This is a genomic window from Enterobacter sp. SA197 (assembly GCF_054131575.1).
Window position 1 is genome coordinate 2357499 of record NZ_CP096393.1, and the last position, 22145, is coordinate 2379643.

The window sequence follows — 22145 nt, forward strand, 5'->3', positions numbered from 1 at the left end:
TGAATCAAATATTGAAGTAAATTCTAAAAAATATTTTATAAACAGAGACATATAGTTCATTTTAAACCATCTACGCTTAAAGCGGGCGGCAACTTTTTTTGTCAGACCAAACATGCAACAATAATGACCAGGAACGGCTGAATCACATGCAAAATCAGGATATTAACTGCCCATGAAGGGTAAATACAAAGCCGCACTCGCGCTGATACTGCTCTTTATACTGCTGCCCCTGACGCTGCTGCTCACGCTCGCATACTGGGTGCCTACGCTTGCGGGCATCTGGCTGCCGTCCGGGACGCGTATCTCGATGGAGGAGAGCCCGCGTTTCACACGCCATGCGCTCCATATTCCCGATCTGAGTTATCTCATCGACGATTGTCCCCTGGCGTTGATAAAAGGGGCAGCGCTGACGCACCCGAGCAGGTGGCAACTGGATATTGCTTCGCTGGATCTCAATACCACCTGCCTGAATAAGCTTCCCGAAACGGCATCGTCACCTGCGGCACCCAGGACGCTCGCCCAGTGGCAATCTATGCTGCCCAAATCCTGGGTGAATATTCATCGAATGACGATTTCGCCCTGGCAGGAGTGGGAGGGAGGTGTGTCGCTGGCCCTGTCTGAAGCGCATCAGGCCATTCACTACCGGGGCAAACGGATTACGGTTAGCGCTAACCTGCGCGGTCAGGTACTGACGATTGATCAAATGCAATTGAGCCTGCTGGATAACCAACCGCCCGTTACCCTGGGCGGGCAGTTTACCTTACCCCTGGTGCCGCAAGGGGTTCCGGTTAACGGACATGCACAAACGACCCTGACGCTGCCCACCGCGCCGGGGCTGGTAGATGCTGACATTGAATGGCGTGATAACGAAGGACAACTGGTTGTGATGGCACGGGACAACCCGGACCCGATCCTTGACCTGCCCTGGCAGGCCACCGCAGGGCGGTTAACCATCAGCGACGGGCGCTGGAACTGGCCTTATCAGGGATTTCCGCTCAGTGGGCGCGTCGGCTTACGCATCGACGACTGGCAAAAAGGGCTGCAGAATGCGCTGGTAAGCGGCCGTTTAAACGTGCTTACCCAGGGCGATGCGGGTAAAGGTAACGCGGTACTGACCTTCGGGCCGGGGCGTCCTGGCAGGCTGAATAGTGAAATGCCCCTACAGCTGACCGGCGAGGCCAAACAGGGCGAGATGATCTTTTACGCCGTACTGCCCGCCACCCTTACCGGCGGCATAAGCGAACCACAACTGGCATTTACCCCCGGCGCACTGCTACGCTCCCGCGGCCGCGTCATCGATAATCTGAACATTGACGAAATCCGCTGGCCGCTGGCGGGGGTAAAAGTTACCCGACGCGGCGTCGACGGCAGACTGCAGGCGATTTTACGCGCTCATGAAAACAGCATGGGGGATTTTACCCTGCATCTTGATGGCCGCGCTCAGGACTTTTTACCCGATGCCGGCCTGTGGCAGTGGCGCTATTGGGGAGACGGGCACTTTACGCCGATGGACGCGCGCTGGGATGTTGCCGGGCGCGGGGAGTGGCGTGATAAAACCATCGAACTTCGCGAGCTCTCTACCGGTTTCGATCAACTGCACTACGGCACCATGCGTATCACCACCCCCCGACTCAAGCTCCATGAGCCGGTACGCTGGCTTCGTGATGATGAGCATCCCTTCTTTGGTGGCGCACTGACGCTCGATGCAGGGCCGACGACCTTCAGCGGCGGTAGCGTATTACCCCCATCAACCCTGACGTTTAGCGTCACGGGCAGCGAGCCGACGCTGTTCCAGTTTAAAGGCGATCTGCATGCCGACAGTATTGGTCCGGTTCGGGTAAACGGGCGCTGGGATGGGGTACGTTTACGTGGGCAGGCATGGTGGCCTCGCCAGTCTCTGACCGTCTTCCAGCCGCTGGTGCCTCCTGAGATGAAAATGAATCTGCTGGACGGCGAGCTTTATGCGCAGGTGGCTTTTTCCGCCGCAGCGGGGCAAGGCTTTGACGCGGGTGGTCATGGCGTATTGCGCGGCGGCAGCGTATGGATGCCGGATAATCAGATTTCCGGCGTCGATTTTGTCCTGCCGTTCCGCTATCACGAAGGGACATGGCAGCTCGGTACCCGAGGACCGGTTTCTCTGCGAATTGGCGAAGTGGTCAATCAGGTCATCGCGAAGAACATTCGTGCAGACTTACAGGGTAGCTACCCCTGGGATGATGCACATCCACTGCAACTGAGCGATGTCAGCCTGGAGGTACTGGGAGGGAAAATGACAATGCGTCAGCTGCGTCTGCCCCAGCACGATCCGGCCCTACTGCGGCTACAGAATATGTCGTCAAGCGAGCTCATCAGCGCCATCAATCCAAAACAGTTCACCATGTCCGGTCGCTTTGACGGCGCACTGCCATTATGGCTGGACAATAATCATGCGTGGATCATTAAAGATGGCTGGTTAAACAACCCCGGACCAATGACGCTGCGTGTGGATAAAGATACCGTTGATGCGCTACAGAGAGATAACGTAGCCGCGGGCTCCGTCATCAACTGGCTGCGTTATATGGAAATATCGCGGTCGTGGACAAAGCTCGACCTGGACAGTCAGGGTTTGATGAAGATGCAGGCGGCCATCAGCGGCACCAGCGTCGTCGATGGCAAGCGTAATAGGGTGAATCTGAACTATAACCATGAAGAGAATGTCTTTGCCTTGTGGCGCAGTTTACGGTTTGGTGACAACCTGCAGTCACTGCTAAAGCAGAACACGACATTGCCAGGGGTCTCCTGTGCGAACGGAAAAGTGTGTGAGGAAAACCAATGAAAACGCTGCCAGTGATACTGATGGCCATGACGCTGGCGGCCTGCACGCCGCGCATTGAGGTCGCGGCCTCAAAAGAGCCTATCACCATTAATATGAATGTGAAAATTGAGCACGATATCCATATCAAAGCAGACAAAGAGGTGGAAGCGCTGCTGGAAAAACAGAATCGCTGATGGGGAAAAGGTGGGTTAACGTTGCGGTTGGCACCCTCCCCAACAGGAGGAGGTAAAAGCGGAACACCCTTCCGCCGAAACGGAAGGGGAAAATCTTACGCAGCCACCAGGCTGTCGATGGCGGCTTTGGCGTCTGAGTGAGCCTTAGTCGCTACTTCCGGGCCATATGCAATGCCTTCTGCGAACACGAAGTTCACGTCAGTAATGCCAATGAAGCCGAGGAAGAGTTTCAGGTAAGGTGCAACCAGGTCGCTTGGGGTATCTTTATGAATGCCACCACGGCTGGAGACGATAACGACACGCTTGCCGGTCACCAGACCTTCAGGTCCTTTCTCGGTATAGCGGAAGGTCACGCCAGCGCGTGCTACCAGATCGAAGTAGTTTTTCAACTGCGTCGGGATGTTGAAGTTGTACATCGGGGCGTTGATGACAATAACGTCATGGGCATTCAGCTCGGCAATCAGTTCATCGGAGAGCGCCAGCGCTTCCTGCTGACGTGGCGTCAACGGCGCATCGGAAGGACGCAGTGCCCCTACCAGTTCGCCATCCAGCACCGGAACCGGATTAGCGGCAAGATCACGAACGGTGATCGCATCTTCGGGGTGTGCTGCTTTCCACTGATCAACAAAATAGTCAGCCAACTGACCAGACTGCGAGTACCCTGCCAGAATACTGGATTTAAGAACTAATACTTTGCTCATGGGTGTATCCTTATTATTAGAGAAGGGGCAATGCCCCGTTTTTCAGGTGACACTCTATTCACAAAACTGCGGGATGAATAGCGCAATATATCGAATCCTCTGTTCGAATTTCTTGAACAAGAAATGCAACAATGCGTTGTGCTATTCTACGCCCAATCCAATTAAGAGAAGTTTTCCGGCAGTGCTCTGCCCGATAAGATTATGACAGAACAACAGAAACTGGCCCTCACCGATCTTCATCGTCAGCTTGAACTGCTGATGCTGCGTGACAGGCAGCGCTTCGCCCGCCGTCTGCACGGGGTGAAGAAGGTTAAAAATCCTGAATCACAACAGGCTGTTTTCCAGACGATGATGCGCGAGATGGGCGAAGCGGCGCAAAAGGTGCAGCTACGCGAAGCGTCGCGTCCTGCGATTACCTACCCCGAAAACCTGCCGGTAAGTCAGAAAAAACAGGCGATTCTTGAGGCGGTTCGCGATAATCAGGTCGTGATCGTTGCGGGTGAAACCGGCTCCGGTAAGACCACCCAGTTGCCAAAAATCTGTATGGAGCTCGGGCGCGGGGTCAGAGGGCTGATTGGTCATACTCAGCCGCGTCGTCTGGCGGCGCGCACTGTGGCTAACCGTATTGCGGAAGAGCTGCAAACGGAGCCGGGCGGCTGTATTGGTTATAAAGTGCGCTTTAGCGATCACGTCGGTGACAACACGCTGGTCAAGCTGATGACCGACGGTATTCTGCTGGCAGAAATTCAGCAGGACAGGCTGCTGATGCAGTACGACACCATCATTATTGATGAAGCGCACGAGCGTAGCCTGAACATTGATTTCCTGCTCGGCTACCTGAAAGAACTCCTGCCGCGCCGCCCGGACCTGAAAATCATTATTACCTCAGCGACCATCGACCCGGAACGTTTCTCAACGCATTTTAATAACGCCCCGATTATTGAAGTCTCTGGCCGGACGTATCCGGTAGAGGTGCGGTATCGCCCGATTGTTGAAGAGGCAGAGGATACCGAGCGCGACCAGCTGCAGGCCATTTTTGATGCGGTCGACGAACTCGGCCGCGAAGCGCCGGGTGACATCCTGATTTTCATGAGCGGCGAGCGTGAAATTCGCGATACCGCAGATGCGCTGAACAAACTAAATTTGCGCCACACCGAAGTGCTGCCACTGTATGCGCGTCTCTCGAACAGCGAGCAGAACCGCGTGTTCCAGTCCCACAGCGGGCGGCGCATTGTGCTGGCGACCAACGTCGCCGAAACCTCCCTGACGGTGCCGGGCATTAAATATGTCATTGATCCCGGGACCGCGCGTATCAGTCGCTACAGCTACCGCACTAAAGTGCAGCGACTGCCGATTGAGCCGGTTTCTCAGGCCTCGGCCAACCAGCGTAAAGGGCGCTGTGGTCGTGTTTCTGAAGGGATCTGTATTCGTCTCTACTCCGAAGATGATTTCCTCTCGCGCCCGGAATTTACCGACCCGGAAATTCTGCGTACCAACCTGGCCTCGGTTATCCTGCAGATGACCGCACTGGATTTGGGCGATATTGGCGCCTTTCCCTTCGTCGAGGCGCCGGATAAACGCAACATTCAGGATGGGGTGCGTCTGCTCGAAGAGTTGGGCGCAATCACCACCGATGAACAGCACACGGCATATAAACTGACGACTCAGGGCCGTCAGCTGAGCCAGCTGCCGGTCGATCCGCGTCTGGCGCGGATGGTACTGGAAGCGCAGAAACACGGCTGCGTGCGTGAAGCGATGATCATCACTTCCGCGCTCTCGATTCAGGACCCGCGTGAACGACCGATGGATAAACAGCAGGCGTCCGATGAGAAGCACCGCCGCTTCCATGATAAAGAGTCGGACTTCCTGGCCTTTGTTAACCTGTGGAATTATCTCGGCGAACAGCAAAAAGCGCTCTCCTCAAATGCGTTCCGTCGCCAGTGTCGCGTGGACTATCTGAACTATCTGCGGGTGCGCGAATGGCAGGATATTTACACCCAGTTACGCCAGGTCGTAAAAGAGTTGGGTATCCCGGTGAACAGCGAACCTGCGCAGTACCGTGAAATTCATATCTCTCTGCTGACCGGACTGCTGTCGCATATCGGGATGAAAGACACTGACAAGCAGGAGTTTACCGGCGCACGCAACGCCCGATTCTCCATTTTTCCAGGGTCCGGGTTGTTCAAAAAGCCGCCAAAATGGGCAATTGTTGCGGAACTGGTGGAAACCAGCCGTCTGTGGGGGCGCATCGCCGCCCGTATCGACCCGGAATGGGTCGAGCCGGTGGCGCAACACCTGATCAAACGCTCCTACAGTGAACCCCACTGGGAACGCTCGCAGGGGGCGGTGATGGCGACGGAAAAAGTCACGGTGTATGGTCTGCCGATAGTGGCTGCCCGCAGCGTGAACTACAGCCAGATCGATCCGGCGCTGTGCCGCGAGTTGTTTATCCGCCATGCGCTGGTGGAGGGTGACTGGCAGACGCGTCACGCCTTCTTCCGTGACAACCTCAAGCTGCGGGCGGAAGTGGAAGAGCTGGAGCATAAATCCCGCCGTCGCGACATTCTGGTTGACGATGAGACGCTGTTTGAGTTTTACGACCAGCGCATCAGTCACGACGTTATTTCTGCCCGGCATTTCGACAGCTGGTGGAAAACCGTCAGTCGCGAGACGCCCGATCTGCTCAACTTTGAAAAGAGCATGCTCATCAAAGAGGGCGCAGAGAAGATAAGCAAACTGGACTACCCGAACTTCTGGCATCAGGGCAATCTCAAGCTGCGCCTGAGCTACCAGTTTGAGCCGGGTACTGACGCAGACGGCGTGACGGTCCATATTCCGTTGCCGCTGCTCAACCAGGTGGAAGACACCGGGTTTGAGTGGCAAATTCCTGGGCTGCGCCGTGAGCTGGTTATCGCGTTAATCAAATCGCTGCCTAAACCGGTGCGGCGAAACTTTGTTCCTGCGCCAAACTATGCCGAAGCCTTTTTAGGACGCGTGACACCCCTTGAACTGCCGCTGCTCGATTCACTCGAACGCGAACTGCGGCGCATGACCGGCAATACCATTGACCGTGAAGAGTGGCACTGGGATCAGGTGCCCGATCACCTGAAAATGTCGTTTCGCGTGGTGGATGACAAGAACAGGAAACTTCAGGAAGGTCGCGATCTGACCGCACTGAAAGAGGCGCTGAAAGGCAAAGTTCAGGAAACGCTCTCGGCGGTAGCCGATGATGGCATTGAACAGAGCGGGCTGCATATCTGGAGCTTTGGCACCCTGGCAGAGAGTTACGAACAGAAGCGGGGCAATTATAAGGTTAAGGCCTGGCCTGCGCTGGTGGATGAGCGCGACAGTGTCGCCATTAAATTATTTGATAATCCGCTTGAGCAGCAGCAGGCGATGTGGCGGGGGTTACGCCGTTTACTGCTGCTCAATATTCCTTCGCCGGTGAAATATCTGCATGAGAAGCTGCCCAACAAAGCCAAGCTGGGACTCTACTTTAACCCCTATGGCAAGGTGCTGGATCTTATCGATGACTGTATCTCCTGCGGTGTCGATAAGCTCATCAGTGACGCAGGCGGTCCGGTATGGACGGAAGAAGCTTTTACCGCGCTGCATGAAAAAGTGCGTGCCGAACTGAACGAAACCGTGGTTGAGATTGCAAAACAGGTCGAGCAGATCCTGACGGCGGTGTTCAACATTAATAAACGGCTGAAAGGGCGCGTGGACATGACGATGGCACTGGGGCTGTCAGACATTAAAGCGCAAATGGCAGGGCTGGTTTACTGTGGCTTCGTCACCGGCAACGGTTTCCGTCGTCTCGATGACACGCTGCGCTATTTACAGGCCATTGAAAAACGTCTGGAAAAAATGGCGGTCGACCCCCATCGCGACAGAGCACAGATGTTGAGGGTGGAGCAGGTGCAGCAGGCCTGGCAGCAGTGGTTACATAAACTGCCACCGGCGCGACGTGACGATGACGATGTGAAAGCGGTTCGCTGGATGATTGAAGAGCTGCGCGTCAGCCTTTTTGCCCAGCAGCTGGGCACGCCCTTCCCGGTATCCGATAAGCGCGTCATGCAGGCGATGGAGCAGATCACTGCCTGAGACGTTCTGCCGGGCGGAGCAGCGTGAGCCGCCCGGCAGAGTATTCTATTTGCAGCAGTGGTTAATGGACGTCCTCTTTGCGGGTAAGTTTTCCCCTCAGGGGGTTATCAGCATCTTCCTTGTCTCTCGTTCTCTGGCCGGACGCTGACCAGCCGCCTCCCAGCGCTTTATACAAATCGATTTGCGCCAGTAACAGATTGCGCTTCACTTCCACCACGCTCAGTTGTGCCGAGAAGAGCGTGCGGCGGGCATCCAGTTCATCAATATAGGAGGAGTAACCATTACGGTAGCGCTTTTGTGCGATGCGCAACGTCTCCTGAGCCACCCCGACCTGCGCCTGCAGTTCATCGAGTTGCTCCTGCAAACGGATGATAGCGTCCAGACTGTCATTCACCTCTTTGAAGGCGTTTCTGACCGTTTTCTCATAAGAATAGAGCGCCTGGTTACGTTGTGACGTTGTCACGTCAACCTGCGCGTTCAGCGCCTGACGATTAAGCAACGGCGCAAGTATGCTGCCGCCAATGCTCCATAGCTGCAGGGGGTTGTCGAGCAAACCCGGCAGGGTGCGATCCTGGATATTGCCCGTTGCGGTGAGATTGAGCGACGGTAACAGACTGGCGCGGGCAGAGGAGAGTGTCGCGTCGGCGGCGATCAGTTGCTGTTCTGCCTGGGTAATATCGGGGCGGCGATTAAGCAGTGAGGAGGGCAGCGAAGCCGGCAGCGTAAGCGGTGTGAGCGTATCCAGCCCTCCCGTGCGGGTAATCGCACCCGGATTGGCCCCCAGCAGCAGACTCAGCGCATTTTCCTGTTGGCTAATCTGATGACGTAACCCTGGGATCTGGGCGCGGGTGGCACGCACTTCGGAATCCGATTGCATCAGTTCAAGGCGGGAACTGTATCCCGTCTCAAACTGCCGCCGCGCCAGTTTGAGAGCCTCTTCCCGTGCCTGGAGCGTTGATTGCGTCACTTTTAACCGATCGTCCAGCGACAACAGCGTGATGTATCCTGAGGCAACGGATGAGGCCACGGTGAGATCAGCGGCAGCGGCAGCCGCTTTTTGCGCAGCTAACGAGGCCCGCGCGGCGTCGGCGCTGCTGCGGTTTACCCCCCAGATATCCACGTCATAGCTGGCCGTCAGGCTGCCCTTATAGAGTGAACTGTACACCGGAAGACCCGTGGCAGCAGAGGACGAGCGGGCGCGCGTTGCGTTTAGCCCGGCATCCAGCGACGGGAGCAGGCTGCCTTCTGCGCCGTAGACCCGGGCCTGATACTCATTGACACGCTCACGGGCGATGAGAACATCGCTGTTGGCACTTAGCGCCTGATCCACCCGGGCATTCAGCGCGGGGTCATTAAAACGGTGCCACCAGGCTTTATCCACACTGCCGGTCGGCCCGGAGGCCGAGCGCCAGGCGGCTGGGATCTGTAATGAGGGTGTGGCAGGTTTAACGTTAACCGACTGACAACCCGACAGCGCCAGACACAGGGCGATGAGAGTGGGGCGAAAGATCATGGCCGGGTCTCCCGGGTGTCAATATTAACCTGCACTGACATCCCCGGCCGCAGACGGGCAATGTCCTCCGCTTTCCCCTCCACCTCAATACGCACCGGAATGCGCTGGGCGATTTTAACGAAGTTGCCGGTCGCGTTGTCCGGTGTGATGGCACTGAACTCCACACCGGTTGCTGGCGAAATGCTTTGTACGCGTCCCTGGAATGCTTTGCCATCGAGCGCATCGACGGTAAAGCGCACCGGCTGACCAATGCGCAGATTCGCCAACTGCGTCTCTTTAATATTCGCGATGACCCAATGTTGCGCGGGCACCAGTGAGGTCAGGTGAGTCCCGGCGGAAACATACGCCCCAAGCCGGACGCTAATCTGCCCCAACTGGCCGTCACGCGGGGCGAGGATGCGCGTATTTTGTAAGTCTATCTCCGCCAGTTCCAGCGCCGCCTTCGCGCTTTGCACATCGGCCTGTAACGACGCACGGTTCACAATAACGGTTTGCAAATCCTGTTTTGACATCTCCAGGGTCGCCTGCGCCTGGGCGATGCTGGCGCTCCCCTGCGCGGCGGTCGCCAGCGCGGCATCTCGTTCACGCACCGAGAGAGAGCCGTCAGACGCCAGCGCTTTCACTCGTTTTAAATCTGCCTGCGACTGCTGACTCAGCGCTCTGGCGCTCGCCAGAGCCGCCTCATTACGCTTAATTACGGCCTCTGCGCTTTTGCGCTGCTGAATATTGTTATTGAGCGCCGCGACTTTCATCGCCAGCTGTGCCTGCGCCTGGTGCACTTTCTGACGATAGATCCGGTCATCAATCTGCATGATCAGATCGCCTTTCTTTACCTGGGCAAAATCCTGCACCGGCACCTCAGTGATATAGCCGTTGACCTGAGGACTGATAAAGGTCGTCAGCCCGCGCACATAGGCGTTATCGGTAAACTGGGTGTGACGGGTAAAGGGCGGCAACTGCCAGGCGAAAAGAATGACCAGAACCCCGACGATACCGATCGCGGCCGCGGCAAAAATCGACACAATGCGCAGGTTACTGCGGGTAGTGGCCCGCTCTTTAGCGGCGTCCTGCTGACTCATATTTGCTCCAGTAAAAATGTCACGCGTGTTACTTCGTTCCTGTTGCCCGACGCAGAGCGATGCGTGCGGTAATGCGTAAACGCAGCAATCGCCAGAGGATCCATACCAGGGTGGCGGCGGCCACCGAGGCGGTTAAAAGGTAAGTATCGTTGTAAGCCAGAATATTCGCTTCCAGTGTGCTGACACTTTGCAACTGAAGGACCGCCTGGGTAGCGAGCAGCGCCGTGTCGCCAGTCATGTGCTGGTAGAGCTGGGTATAGGCCTGCAATCGTTCAGTGACAGCGGGATCCAGTGTGGTCAGCTGTTCGGCCAGCAGTGCCGAGTGGTATTTCTCCCGCCAGGTCTGGAAGGTTCCGAGAATGGCCGAACCTAACAGGCCGCCAATATTCTGGCTCATCCCAAATAGCACCGAAAAACTCACCAGGTTGCGGGGATCGGCAACCACGCCGCCAATGCCTGCCAGCATCGCTGGCGCAAGGAAGAAGGCGCTGCCAAAGCCCAGCAGGAACTGGCTTATCATTAGCTGATCGGGGCGGGTGAGACTGGTGGAGTGGCTGTCCATCAGGGAAGCCACGATCATCAGCATCAGGGCGGTGACAATGGGCCAGGCCAGCCGCTGGGGTTTAATCGTCAGACAGCTGGCGATGATTCCTGAGACGATGCCCGCCAGGATAGACCAGGCCAGATGGCTCATCTGTTCATTCTGCAAACCAACGTACTGTAGCCAGCCGTACACGCCAGTGTTTTGCTCCGCAAGCACAATGCGGATAAGCAGCATGATAAGCCCCAGGCGCAAAATGCTGCCGCTGGACAACCAGCGGGTGTTCAGCAAAGGGTTACTCCGGTTGTGCTCAAACACCATTGCGCTCACGATAAGCACGACAGCCAGTGCCAGCGACCAGCCAATCCACAGGGCTTCAAACCACCAGTAAAGCCGACCGAATGAGAGCACCGCACACAGAAGCGCCATGCCGGGGGCCAGTAAAAAGAAGGTAATAAAGTCTTTTTTCTCAAACACTTTTTTACGATCCCCTGGCGGTAATTTCAGTAACACCACGCAGGCGAGGGAGATGAGGGCCAGCCCAAGTTCAAAGAAGTAAAGGCCGCGCCACTCGTCCATCTGCAATAACTCGGTGGAGAAGAGGCGGGCGATGGGGATAGCCAGCGATGACCCCGTTATCCCGATGGTCAGCGCTTTGAGGCGATGTCGTGCCGGCCACGCCTGAATCTGATAATAAATCCCCAGCGAACTGAGCGCGGCGGCCACCATGCCATGCGCCGCGCGAACCAGTATGGCCGAGCTCAGATCGTTCACAAACAGGTGGAAAAAGGTCACCAGCACATAAAGCACCAGAAATCCTTCGGTAAACGCCCGCAGGCCAAACTGCTGGCGGAATTTAACCAACAATAAATTAATGGAAACGTTGGTCATCACATAAACCGCCGGTAGCCAGGCAATTTCCGTAGACCAGGCGGCGAAGGTGCCCTGCAGATTTTGCAGGTTCGCGGTGACCATCGCGTTTCCGAGCGCGCCGGTCATACAGACCAGCAGGCCAACGATGCCGTACGCGATACGGCGGGGGGTACTGTGAAAAGGCGTAGAGGGGGACCCCAGCAGCATCGGTTTCTCATGGGGTGCCCATTCACGCGGCGCGTAGGGATCGCTTTTCGGCAGGCGCATTACTTCTTCTCGACCTCGCGCAGAAGCTTTTCAAGAACCCGACGTGTGTCTGCCTGCTCCTGGGGGGTAATGACGGAGAGTATTTCTTCCCGCAGCGTGTCCGCAACGGTTTTGACCTGATGGTACAACGCCATGCCTTGCCCGGTTGCCACCAGCAGACGTTTACGTTTGTCCTGCGCGGTCAGTACGCGCTCAACAAGCTGTTGTTCGACCAGACGATTAAGCAATGGCACCAGAGTGGCATTTTCGACGCCAAGCTCACAGGCCAGCTCGCTCTGCGATAGCGGCGTGTCGTGACGGGCAATGGCCGACACCGCGACCCAGCTGGCCTGACTCATTCCCAACCCTTTCAGGCGACGGTCGACCGCCAGCCGCCAGTGGTGCGCGGTTAAATAGAGCAGATGAGAAAAGGTGAGTTCACGATTATCCATTCATTATTCTGATAATTAGTTAGAGCTCTAACGAGTTTAGCGTCAGGCTGCGGAATAATACAAGTCGGGAAGAAGGCGCGTCGTTTGGCAGAACAGGCATGTCAGATAAGCGTTTTGAGGAGGAGTCCTCGGCATAAGCCGGTCAGCAGGGCATTTTCTGCCACTTTACGATGTAGTAGGGCTTAACTATGCTGTGAGCTTGCTTAAAACAAGGAGACCGCTGCCTATGATGAACTTCCTTGCGTTATCCGAAAAGACGCTTAACGCCGCCAACACCCTGGGTCAGTGGCTTGCGCAGAATGCATTTGAGGGCAAGCCAGAACCGGTGCATGCAGAGGCGGTGATCCTCGCTGGCAATGCGGTGATCCCGGTCATTGATGCCGCCTGTGATATCGCCTCACGCCATAATATCCCGCTGATTATCAGCGGAGGCATCGGTCACTCCACCACTTTTCTTTACCATGCCGTGGCAAGCCATCCCAGGTACAACACAATCCAGACCACGGGGAAAGCCGAAGCGACGATTCTGGCCGAGATTGCCCGTCAGTACTGGTCTGTCCCCGCCCGCAACATTCTCATCGAAGACAGGTCATCGCACTGCGGGGAAAACGCACGTTTCAGCATCGATCTTATCTGCTCGCACGGTTTGAACCTCGCCAGCGTCTTGGTCATGCAGGATCCGACCATGCAGCGCCGGACTATGGCGACCTTTGCCCGTGCGAGTCAGGGTGTCGCCAGCGCCCCTCACTGGCTGAGTTATCCAGGGTTTACGCCCCAGCTGACGCAATCCGATAAGGGATTAACATTTACTCCTTTCACAAGTGGGTTATGGCCGACAGAACGCTATCTCTCCTTACTCCTTGGCGAAGTGCCACGCCTGCGTGATGACGCACAGGGCTACGGCCCGAACGGGCAGGATTTCATTGTGCATGTTGATGTACCTGACCACATCGAAGCCGCCTGGCAACTGATGCGCGACGATGAGGTTTTGCAGTCAGTTATCACTCCCCGCGCGCTGCGTTAAGGCCATGCCCGTTTGCGCTATGACAAACGCAAACGGGCAGGTGGCTGGCAGGCAATGTTATCTTTCTGTTGCCAGAATGCCTTTCTTTTATGATTTGACTCACAAATTCCTGCTGTCACCCTGGGAAATACCCTGAACGCTTGTAAATTTTTAACAACGAATTTACTTGTTAAAAACAATGTTATTACAGGAGCAGTTCATGACAGCACCCGTACAGCACCCGATGTATATCGATGGTCAATTTGTTACCTGGCAGGGCGACGCCTGGATTGACGTTACCAATCCGTCGACAGAAGCATTGCTGTCGCGCATTCCTGACGGCACGGCAGAAGATGCCCGTCGCGCGATTGACGCCGCTGATAAAGCGCAGCCTGCGTGGGAGGCGTTGCCGGCTATCGAACGTGCTGGCTGGTTGCGCAAGATAGCTGCGGGTATTCGCGCCAGAGCAGGCGAAATCAGCGCCCTGATTGTGGCTGAAGGCGGCAAAATTCAGCAGCTGGCAGAGGTTGAAGTGAACTTCACCGCCGACTACATCGACTATATGTCCGAGTGGGCTCGCCGTTATGAGGGTGAGATTCTGCAAAGCGACCGCCCTGGCGAAAATATCTTTGTATTTAAACGACCGCTCGGGGTAACGACCGGGATCTTGCCGTGGAACTTCCCGTTCTTTCTGATTGCCCGCAAGCTCGCGCCAGCGCTACTTACGGGTAACACCATTGTGATTAAACCCAGTGAATTCACTCCCAATAACGCCATTGCCTTCGCCCAGATAGTGCATGAAATCGGGCTGCCGAAAGGGGTGTTCAATCTGGTGCTGGGGCGTGGTGAAACCGTTGGGCAGGAGCTTGCCGGCAACCCGAAAGTGGCGATGGTGAGCATGACGGGTAGCGTGGTTGCCGGTGAGAAAATCATGGCTGCTGCGGCAAAAAACATTACCAAAGTCTGTCTGGAGCTGGGCGGCAAAGCGCCTGCTATCGTCCTTGATGACGCCGATCTGGAACTGGCAGTGAAAGCAATTGTCGATTCGCGGGTGATCAATACCGGGCAGGTCTGTAACTGTGCTGAGCGCGTCTATGTGCAAAAAGGGATCTACGACCGCTTTGTTAACCGTCTCGGCGAAGCCATGAAGGCCGTACAGTTTGGCGACCCGGCAGAGCGCAATGATATTGCTATGGGGCCGCTGATTAACGCGGCGGCCCTTGAGCGTGTGGAAGCCAAAGTGGCGCGTGCGGTAGAGGAAGGTGCACGCGTGGCGCTTGGCGGCAAGGCGGTGGAAGGCAAAGGTTATTTCTACCCGCCCACACTCCTGTTAGATGTACGCCAGGAGATGTCCATCATGCACGAAGAGACCTTCGGTCCGGTTTTGCCGGTGGTCGCGTTTGACACGCTTGAAGAGGCGCTGGCAATGGCGAATGACAGCGACTACGGGCTCACCTCCTCTGTCTACACGCAAAACCTGAACACCGCCATGAAGGCCATTAAAGGGCTTAAATTCGGTGAAACCTACATCAACCGTGAGAACTTTGAAGCCATGCAGGGCTTCCATGCGGGCTGGCGTAAGTCAGGTATAGGCGGGGCCGACGGTAAACATGGCCTGGAAGAGTATCTGCAAACCCAGATGGTCTATCTGCAGGTATAATTTTCTTCCGCCGCCATCCTGTCAGGGTGGCGGCACTCCCCTTATACCTTCGTCGCAATCCAGTTCATCATCAGTGTCGGCCAGAGGGCGGCGGGCAACCCCTGGGCATCACGGATACCAAAACCGTGCGCACCCTGCTCAAAAAGATGCATCTCAACGGGTATGCCACGCTTGCGCAGGGCGGTGAACATCACCACGCTGTTTTCCACTTTCACCGCCGGGTCATCAACCGCATGGAGTAAAAAGGTCGGCGGCGTCTCTTCATCCACCCGCTCTTCGAGTGAATAGTGCATAATCTGCTGCTCCGTTGGTGTATCACCAATCAGTTCATGGCGCGAGCCGGGATGATCGATAGCGTTATGCATGGTGATCACCGGGTAGACCAGCGCCATGAAGGCGGGGCGGGCGCAGAGGGCGTCAGTGTCATCTTTCGCAGGGTAAACGGACTCGTTAAACCGCGTGCCGAGACTGGCTGCGGCATGGCCTCCGGCTGAGAATCCCATCACGCCTATGCGCGCTGGATCGAGGTGCCACTCCGGGGCCCGCGCCTTTAACGTGCGGATTGCCCGTTGCAGATCGGCCAAAGGCGCATTGGCACCCTCAGCATGTCCGTCCCCCGGCAGGCGATAGGTCATGACAAACAGCGTATATCCCCTGGCATTAAAAAACGGAGCCAGCGCGCTACCTTCTTTGTCCAGCACCACCCGGCGATAAGAGCCGCCCGGAGTCACCAGGATACCGACGCCATTAGGCTCTTTTGGTGCGTAAACGGTGATATGGGGGGCGCGAACGCCGGTGACAGAGCGGTCAAAATCTGACGGGCCGGTATGATTTTCCTCCAGCCGAAAGGAGACGAGGCTGGTGGCGGCGCCCGGTGCCTCTCCATCGGGCCAGACGGAAAAGGAGAGCGAATTCGCCACGGCGGCCTCCATCATAGTGATGAGTTCCGGCTCACTTATTGATTTCACTGCAAATCTCCACAAAATTGAAACAGTGGTTTATAGCATAGGCGCTGGCGGGAAAGTGTGGAGAAAGTAGTAATAACGGGCAGGCAGGCTACCCGTCAAGGGTCACTCGTAGCTGGCAAGAATTTCAACTTTGCCGTTCGCTTTACCTGCCAGTAGCGGCGTTGCGGGAAGGCGAACATAGCGTGCTGACAGCCTGATGGTGCTATCCGCGCCAACGGGCAGGGCACGGTTACCCGGCAGTCTGCCGGTGTAGTCAGCCTGGTAAAAGTTGCTGTTAAGCTCACTTGCTTTCACGCGTGCGCTGAAATTGACGGGCTTTAACGGCGGTTCGCTCTGGCTGGTGCTCTCTCCCCACGCCAGTTGAATGCCATACCCTGACGCGCTGCCGGGGATTGCATCAAGTTCCATCGTGCCGGGTACCGTCGCGATGGGGGGATTTAATGGGTTAATCTGCAGAGTGACAGGTTTGTTTCTCAGCCCGGCAAAGGATTGATAGCCGCCGGAGAGATCGTACGGGCCTGTGGCGCCACTGTGCATCGCACCGTATCCATAACCAGGAGGGCAACTGAGTTTAAAACTGGCATCTTTCCAGGGCGAGTGTTGTCCGGCTGAGCCATCATGTGAGCCGAGATAGACAATTTTGTTTTGTTGGTCGAGATCGCAGGTGCCGAGCCTGAGCCTGGCAGAAATAACCACCTGGCGCTTAAAAATCACGCAGGTTTTGTCATTATCTCCGGGCATTCTTTCACTACCGGCAGGGCAGTCGCTGATGGTATCGCCGCCGCCAGCAGGGGTAATAAAGGCAACAAACGTAGGGCCGGTATAGGTTACCGGTCCCCCAGGATGAATAAAGTCAGGCGTCGACCACAAACGCATATGTACGAGTATCGGGAAGGTAGAGAGGTAACCAGGCGTAGCGGCGAGTATCGTCTGCATATAGTGTGAGGAGGGCCAGGCCTGAAAGCGCATTTTGCCGCCCGTTGTCGCTTCGTTAAATGACATTCCCATTCCGTCAGAAGAGGTAGGGTATATATCATTGATTTGGCCTGAGTAGTTGTAACCGGTAATAAGCGCTGCGCCTGCATCCAGTAATGAATAACGCAGTTGGATGGCTTTATTACAACCGGCTTTGACGCCGTTACCGATCTTTGACCCGTCAACATTAAACACTAACGTATATCCGCTTGCTGGCGCCCGGGGCATCGTGATGTCTATATTTGGGATCATATAGGTTCCCCCTACGCTAACGGTAGCTCCTGCTAAATTACAGTCTATGGCTACGGCAAAAGTTTGACTCATCCATAGCGTAAAACATACAGGGACAGATAAAAACGAGTGCTGCATGATCGCATCCTTTCCTCCAGAGTGTGTTGAGTAAAATAGCGAGGAAACCTGTCGGTCAGGAGGATATTAGATCTTCCGGAATGGATACCCGCAGCGTGAAGTACAACCTGGCTGCTACGAAGTAAAGACACTATTTATCAACAGTTAATATTATGCAAGGTCAGACGGGGTGCGAAAGGGAAGTTACTTCACTGTGGCGGCTTTTATTGTCAGGTAATGACCCGGTGAGGCGATGTTTGCCGTTTTTATTTATTCCGCAAGGCTATGCCAGTCTCTTATTATGACAATCTCGCGAGCGCAGGCTGAAATAGCGGGTGGACAAGCCACCCGCAGAGAATTACAGCGTGCGGTATTTCTCAAGTACGCGAACCAGTTGGGTCACAAAACCATATTCGTTATCGTACCAGGAGACAGTTTTCACCAGTTGCAGATCGCCCACCTCAGTGATTTCCGTTTGCGTGGCGTCGAAGAGAGAGCCGAAATGGCTGCCAATGACATCGGAAGAGACAATTTCCTCATCGGTATAACCAAAAGATTCATTGTGCTCCGTGGCTTTTTTTAGCGCCTGGTTCACCTCATCGACGGTGACTTTTTTATTCAGAATGGAAACCAGTTCGGTCACGGAGCCGGTTTTGACCGGCACGCGTTGCGCATGGCCTTTTAATTTGCCGCTCAGTTGCGGAATAACCAGCCCAATGGCTTTTGCTGCACCGGTAGTGTGAGGAATGATGTTTTCTGCCGCCGCCCGTGACGCGCGCAAATCCTTACCGCGCGGGCCATCCACCAGCGCCTGTGTACCGGTATAGGCATGGATGGTGGTCATGGTGCCCACGTTAATACCGAAACTGTCATGCAGGGCTTTGGCCATAGGCGCAAGGCAGTTAGTGGTACAGGATGCCACCGAGATGATGGTGTCCTGCGCGTCGATGGTGTCGTCATTGACGTTGAAAACCACGGTTTTCATGTCGCCGGCCGGGGCCGAAATCAGCACTTTTTTAGCGCCGGCATCCAGGTGGCCCTGCGATTTCTCAGCAGAGGTATAAAACCCGGTGCATTCAACAATGATTTCGGCGCCTGCGGTCCCCCAGGGGATGTGCTTCGCCTCTTTTTCGGCATAAACCCTGATGCTTTTGCCGTCGACAATCAGGGCGTCTTCGGTGAAATCCACACTCCATTTAAAAGGGCCATAGTTCGAATCATACTTCAGCAGGTAGGCCAGCACTTTTGGGGAGGTCAGGTCGTTGATTGCCACGACATCGGCATCACTGCCGGTTTCCAGTAAGCGACGTAACACCAGACGGCCGATACGCCCAAATCCGTTAATGCCAATTTTACTCATTATGCTACTCCTGTCAGGAACGGTTTTTTGCACTTCACCAGGCATAGCCTGGGTTGAACACATCAGCAAATGAATGCATTTCACCACCGGCTAAGCGCTTGAAAATGGATAAAGAAAAGTTAATGAATTTTTAAGGAAAGCCAGGTATGTTGAGGTTTTCGCAGACATTTCAGGATTATCTAATGCGCAGTAAATATTCCGGGCTTCAAATAGCCATACACTGGCTGGTTTTTCTGCTGGTCATTGTGACCTATTGCGCTATGGAGTTTCGCGGGTACGCTCCGCGCAGTTACCGCCCGTATTTCAATATTGTCCACGTCTCCTGTGGCATCACGATTCTGGTCCTGATGGTGGCACGGTTGCTGGTGCGCCTGAAATCCACCACGCCGCCTGTTATACCGAAACCGTCACCCATGATGACCGGCATGGCGCATCTCGGGCACCTGGTGATTTATCTGCTCTTTATCGCGTTGCCGCTAATCGGCATGGTGATGATGTATAACCGGGGGGGAAACTGGATTGCCTTTGGCATCCCGATGCCGCATGCCGCAGAAGCTGATTTTGATCTGGTGGATACGCTCAAAACGTACCACGTTACGCTGGCGATGCTTGGGTATTACGTTATTGGCCTGCACGCGCTGGCCGCCCTCGCGCACCATTACTATTTTAAAGACAATACGCTATTACGCATGATGCCTAAAAAGCATCACTGAATGAATCAGCCTCGCCGCACGCGAGGCTTTTTTTACTCCGTCGCACGGGTTAATTTGCGCTGAACAAGGCGTTCACGCAGCAGGTCATAACACCAGTTAAAAAGCATCGTATAGGGCAGGAAGAAAAGGAAAAATCCAATTTCCAGTAAGAACGCCGCCACAACACCGATGCCGAGTACCAGCGAGACGAGCGTCACCCCAATCAGGATAAATCCACCCTCAAACCCCAGTGCATGCCAGACGCGCACACGTGCTGTACGGGCAACCCGATGCACAGGCCAGATGCGGTCAACGATGGCGTTGTAAATGACGTTCCAGATCATGGCGGCGGTGGCCAGTATCAGCGTGAGCCCACCCATTTCCAGCACCGGACGCTGCATTATCCAGGCGCTTGCCGGGGCACAAATGGCGGTGGCGATGACTTCAAAACTTACCGCATGGAAAACTCGCTCGGGTAAACCGCGACGCTGTAAGGCATGCTCTTGCATGGTTAACTCCTCTTTTTACTCATTGCAATTTGCTAAAGCGGGAAAAAGGCGATTTTCATCGCTTAATGAGATAAATTAAAGTTATTACCCATCGATAAAAGCGATACTTTCATGCGTTACTCCCCCGAAGCCCTCACCGCCTTTGTGGAAACCGTTGCCTCGGGCTCCTTCTCTGCAGCTGCCCGTAAGCTGCGTAAAAGCCAGTCGACTATCAGCACGGCGATTGCCTCTCTGGAGGCAGATCTTGGGGTAACACTGTTTGATCGCTCATCGCGTCATCCCACGCTGACAGCGGAAGGCGAAAGGGCGCTCAGCTATGTTCAGGCGATTCTGGCCGCCAGCGACAGGCTGGACGAACTGGCCGTCTGGCTGGCGGGTGATATGGAAACCCGGCTGACCTTTGTCCTGTCCGACACGCTTCATCCCGATATTCTTGCGGACCTGCTCGGGGCATTTGATAAACGCTACCCGCATACCGAGTTTGAGTGTTTGATCGGTGAAAATGAGGACGTCATCGACCTGCTGCAAAAAGGGCGCGCGCAGCTGGGGCTGACGGAGGCACAGGCCGACTATCCCACCGACATCGGTTCCATGCGCCTGCCGATGCAAAGTGAGATGGACATTTACGTGGCGCATAACCACCCGCTGGTGCACGAAGGCATGCTGCTCGAAGAGCAGCTACGCAGCTGGCGCGAGCTACGACTTAATACCTACCTTGAACACAACAACATGATAGCCAGAGGCCCGGTCTGGTCCGCACCTAACTATCTGATGTTGCTCAGTATGGCAGAGCAGGGTTTTGGCTGGTGTGCACTGCCCTGTGCCCTGGTGGAGGAGTTTTCAGGGGCAAAAAAACTGACGCGGCTTAATGTGCCAGGCTGGCCGCGAAGCATACTGATAGATCTTCTCTGGAACAAACGCACACCCCCCGGCGTCGCGGGTAGCTGGCTGCGTCACTATCTGCAACAGTGGGGAGAGAACTCCGCGCATCGCGGAGAACAAAACGCCCGCAGCAGCGGGCGTCGATAGCGAGGAGGCCTGGCGGTCAGTCGTCCTCGTCGTCATCCAGTGCGACAGGGGACTGGTAATCGTCGGGTTTGATGACCAGCAGGTCACAGCGCAAATGGTCGATAACCTGTTCTGCGGTATTACCAAGAAATGCCGCGGAAATGCCGGTGCGTCCAATGGTGCCGAGCACCACAATACCGGCCTGTAAGTGTTCGGAAAGATCCGGGATCACCTCTTCAGGCAGCCCTTTCTCTACGTGAGTCATTTTTTCATCGATGCCGAATTTCTGACGCAGTGCTTTCATGGCAATCAGGTGTTGGCCTCGGATGGCATCGTTGTAAACGCTGGGGTCAAATTCCGGCAGTTCAATGGCAATATTGATAGGTGTAACCGGATAGGCGCCCACCAGATGCACCTCGGTGTGGTTGACCTGTTCTGCCAGCTGCAGCGTCTCCTTCACCAGTTTTTCATTCAGGGAGTTGTGGTAAAGCTCCTCGCTTGCCAGATTGACGGCTACCACTGCTTTACCGGCCTCGGGCCACGGCTGATCTTTAACCATCCAGACCGGACATGGACATTTGCGCAAAAGGTGCCAGTCGGTAGGGGTAAAGATGACGGACTCAAGTTTCTCGTGCTGGTGTGTCATCTTCAGAAGTAAATCATGCCCACCGGCAAGCACTTCCTGGATAATGGCCTCGAACGGGCGATTGTGCCACACCACTTTAATATCAATAGGAATACCGCTGTCCAGATAATATCTGGCCTGCTCGCGGATCCAGGCCGTACGCTGGCTAATCACACCTTGTCGCATGGCAGTACGTTCGTCAGGGGACAGAAGGGTGGTCATTTCATAAGAGAAGTCATAGATGGGCAAAAAGGCTTTTATGCGCCCACCAATCCGTTGATGCAAATACACGGCACGTCGCAGTGCGGGCTGATCGTCCTGATTAGGATCGATGGCGACCAACATATTTTGATATCTGGCCATACAGGGTCTCCTTACATCTGTCACCACAGTCTGTAATTACAAGATAACCCATAAGCAATGAATGAAACAGAGGAAACCTTTTGCCAGATCAATAAATCAGAAAAATTTAGCGACCGGGCAAAAGGGATAAAAAGGGA

At 55.3% G+C, this 22145-nt stretch carries 17 protein-coding genes; 7 read left to right on the forward strand and 10 right to left on the reverse strand.

Going from position 1 to position 22145, the window contains the following annotated elements; all coding sequences use genetic code 11:
- The first annotated feature begins 172 nt into the window (after positions 1-172).
- Positions 173-2815 carry a YdbH family protein gene (locus M1D91_RS11065; RefSeq protein WP_437432024.1) on the forward strand — a complete coding sequence of 881 codons (2643 nt, stop codon included), beginning with the start codon at positions 173-175 and terminating at the stop codon, positions 2813-2815.
- Positions 2812-2988, forward strand: a complete 177-nt coding sequence (locus tag M1D91_RS11070; RefSeq protein WP_437432025.1) for a YnbE family lipoprotein — start codon at positions 2812-2814, stop codon at positions 2986-2988. Before M1D91_RS11065 ends, M1D91_RS11070 begins: the two co-directional genes overlap by 4 nt.
- A 95-nt stretch (positions 2989-3083) precedes the next feature.
- Here M1D91_RS11070 and azoR read toward each other — a convergent pair whose 3' ends face one another.
- Positions 3084-3689, reverse strand: a complete 606-nt coding sequence (gene azoR, locus M1D91_RS11075) for an FMN-dependent NADH-azoreductase (protein ID WP_437432026.1) — start codon at positions 3687-3689, stop codon at positions 3084-3086.
- 201 nt (positions 3690-3890) lie between these two features.
- On the opposite strand from azoR, the gene hrpA reads away from it, so the two are divergent.
- Positions 3891-7793 carry an ATP-dependent RNA helicase HrpA gene (gene hrpA / locus M1D91_RS11080; RefSeq protein ID WP_437432027.1) on the forward strand — a complete coding sequence of 1301 codons (3903 nt, stop codon included), beginning with the start codon at positions 3891-3893 and terminating at the stop codon, positions 7791-7793.
- A 61-nt stretch (positions 7794-7854) separates the two neighbouring features.
- On the opposite strand, the gene M1D91_RS11085 is transcribed toward hrpA, so the two are convergent.
- From M1D91_RS11085 to M1D91_RS11100, 4 genes are read right to left on the reverse strand one after another with little or no spacing between them, the layout of a single operon-like run.
- On the reverse strand, positions 7855-9306 hold the full coding sequence (locus M1D91_RS11085) for an efflux transporter outer membrane subunit (protein ID WP_437432028.1): 1452 nt from the start codon (positions 9304-9306) through the stop codon (positions 7855-7857).
- Entirely contained in the window at positions 9303-10385 is a 1083-nt protein-coding gene (locus tag M1D91_RS11090) for an HlyD family secretion protein (protein ID WP_437432029.1), read from the reverse strand. The genes M1D91_RS11085 and M1D91_RS11090 overlap by 4 nt, the downstream gene beginning before the upstream one ends.
- Positions 10386-10413: 28 nt before the next feature.
- Positions 10414-12066: an MFS transporter gene (locus tag M1D91_RS11095; protein WP_437432030.1), complete on the reverse strand. Its 1653-nt coding sequence runs from the start codon at positions 12064-12066 to the stop codon at positions 10414-10416.
- Positions 12066-12497, reverse strand: a complete 432-nt coding sequence (locus M1D91_RS11100) for a MarR family winged helix-turn-helix transcriptional regulator (protein ID WP_437432031.1) — start codon at positions 12495-12497, stop codon at positions 12066-12068. The genes M1D91_RS11095 and M1D91_RS11100 overlap by 1 nt, the downstream gene beginning before the upstream one ends.
- A gap of 226 nt (positions 12498-12723) precedes the next feature.
- Here M1D91_RS11100 and M1D91_RS11105 point away from each other — a divergent pair, with 226 nt between their 5' ends.
- Both M1D91_RS11105 and aldA read left to right on the forward strand, forming a co-directional pair.
- The gene (locus M1D91_RS11105) at positions 12724-13521 is read left to right on the forward strand and encodes a YdcF family protein (protein WP_437432032.1); all 798 of its coding nucleotides are present in this window, start codon (positions 12724-12726) and stop codon (positions 13519-13521) included.
- Between the two features lie 199 nt (positions 13522-13720).
- A complete protein-coding gene (gene aldA, locus M1D91_RS11110; RefSeq protein ID WP_437432033.1) occupies positions 13721-15160 on the forward strand; it encodes an aldehyde dehydrogenase in 1440 nt (479 codons plus the stop codon).
- Between the two features lie 41 nt (positions 15161-15201).
- Here the strand turns inward: aldA and M1D91_RS11115 are convergent, their stop codons facing one another.
- The 3 genes from M1D91_RS11115 to gap form a co-directional block, all read right to left on the reverse strand.
- A complete protein-coding gene (locus tag M1D91_RS11115; protein WP_437432072.1) occupies positions 15202-16095 on the reverse strand; it encodes an alpha/beta hydrolase in 894 nt (297 codons plus the stop codon).
- A 135-nt stretch (positions 16096-16230) separates the two neighbouring features.
- Positions 16231-17355, reverse strand: a complete 1125-nt coding sequence (locus M1D91_RS11120) for a hypothetical protein (RefSeq protein ID WP_437432034.1) — start codon at positions 17353-17355, stop codon at positions 16231-16233.
- A gap of 454 nt (positions 17356-17809) precedes the next feature.
- Complete coding sequence (gene gap / locus M1D91_RS11125) at positions 17810-18811, reverse strand: type I glyceraldehyde-3-phosphate dehydrogenase (protein ID WP_437432035.1); 1002 nt, start codon at positions 18809-18811, stop codon at positions 17810-17812.
- Positions 18812-18993: 182 nt separating this feature from the next.
- On the opposite strand from gap, the gene cybB reads away from it, so the two are divergent.
- Positions 18994-19524 carry a cytochrome b561 gene (gene cybB / locus M1D91_RS11130; RefSeq protein ID WP_437432036.1) on the forward strand — a complete coding sequence of 177 codons (531 nt, stop codon included), beginning with the start codon at positions 18994-18996 and terminating at the stop codon, positions 19522-19524.
- A 32-nt stretch (positions 19525-19556) separates the two neighbouring features.
- Here cybB and M1D91_RS11135 read toward each other — a convergent pair whose 3' ends face one another.
- Complete coding sequence (locus M1D91_RS11135) at positions 19557-20012, reverse strand: multidrug/biocide efflux PACE transporter (RefSeq protein ID WP_437432037.1); 456 nt, start codon at positions 20010-20012, stop codon at positions 19557-19559.
- Between the two features lie 111 nt (positions 20013-20123).
- Between M1D91_RS11135 and M1D91_RS11140 the strand changes: the two genes are divergently transcribed.
- Positions 20124-21041 carry a LysR family transcriptional regulator gene (locus M1D91_RS11140; protein ID WP_437432038.1) on the forward strand — a complete coding sequence of 306 codons (918 nt, stop codon included), beginning with the start codon at positions 20124-20126 and terminating at the stop codon, positions 21039-21041.
- 16 nt (positions 21042-21057) lie between these two features.
- On the opposite strand, the gene uspE is transcribed toward M1D91_RS11140, so the two are convergent.
- On the reverse strand, positions 21058-22008 hold the full coding sequence (gene uspE / locus M1D91_RS11145; protein WP_437432039.1) for a universal stress protein UspE: 951 nt from the start codon (positions 22006-22008) through the stop codon (positions 21058-21060).
- Between the last annotated feature and the right edge of the window lie 137 nt (positions 22009-22145).

Excerpts from the sequence above, each read along its gene's own strand:
- cybB (WP_437432036.1), top strand. The coding sequence starts at position 18,994 with ATGCGCAGTAAATATTCCGGGCTTCAAATAGCCATACACTGGCTGGTT.
- aldA (WP_437432033.1), top strand. The coding sequence starts at position 13,721 with ATGACAGCACCCGTACAGCACCCGATGTATATCGATGGTCAATTTGTT.
- M1D91_RS11140 (WP_437432038.1), top strand. The coding sequence starts at position 20,124 with ATGCGTTACTCCCCCGAAGCCCTCACCGCCTTTGTGGAAACCGTTGCC.
- M1D91_RS11100 (WP_437432031.1), bottom strand. The coding sequence starts at position 12,497 with ATGGATAATCGTGAACTCACCTTTTCTCATCTGCTCTATTTAACCGCG.
- M1D91_RS11090 (WP_437432029.1), bottom strand. The coding sequence starts at position 10,385 with ATGAGTCAGCAGGACGCCGCTAAAGAGCGGGCCACTACCCGCAGTAAC.
- uspE (WP_437432039.1), bottom strand. The coding sequence starts at position 22,008 with ATGGCCAGATATCAAAATATGTTGGTCGCCATCGATCCTAATCAGGAC.
- M1D91_RS11085 (WP_437432028.1), bottom strand. The coding sequence starts at position 9,306 with ATGATCTTTCGCCCCACTCTCATCGCCCTGTGTCTGGCGCTGTCGGGT.
- hrpA (WP_437432027.1), top strand. The coding sequence starts at position 3,891 with ATGACAGAACAACAGAAACTGGCCCTCACCGATCTTCATCGTCAGCTT.
- M1D91_RS11095 (WP_437432030.1), bottom strand. The coding sequence starts at position 12,066 with ATGCGCCTGCCGAAAAGCGATCCCTACGCGCCGCGTGAATGGGCACCC.
- gap (WP_437432035.1), bottom strand. The coding sequence starts at position 18,811 with ATGAGTAAAATTGGCATTAACGGATTTGGGCGTATCGGCCGTCTGGTG.
- M1D91_RS11065 (WP_437432024.1), top strand. The coding sequence starts at position 173 with ATGAAGGGTAAATACAAAGCCGCACTCGCGCTGATACTGCTCTTTATA.
- M1D91_RS11070 (WP_437432025.1), top strand. The coding sequence starts at position 2,812 with ATGAAAACGCTGCCAGTGATACTGATGGCCATGACGCTGGCGGCCTGC.
- azoR (WP_437432026.1), bottom strand. The coding sequence starts at position 3,689 with ATGAGCAAAGTATTAGTTCTTAAATCCAGTATTCTGGCAGGGTACTCG.
- M1D91_RS11135 (WP_437432037.1), bottom strand. The coding sequence starts at position 20,012 with ATGCAAGAGCATGCCTTACAGCGTCGCGGTTTACCCGAGCGAGTTTTC.
- M1D91_RS11120 (WP_437432034.1), bottom strand. The coding sequence starts at position 17,355 with ATGATCCCAAATATAGACATCACGATGCCCCGGGCGCCAGCAAGCGGA.
- M1D91_RS11105 (WP_437432032.1), top strand. The coding sequence starts at position 12,724 with ATGATGAACTTCCTTGCGTTATCCGAAAAGACGCTTAACGCCGCCAAC.
- M1D91_RS11115 (WP_437432072.1), bottom strand. The coding sequence starts at position 16,095 with ATGATGGAGGCCGCCGTGGCGAATTCGCTCTCCTTTTCCGTCTGGCCC.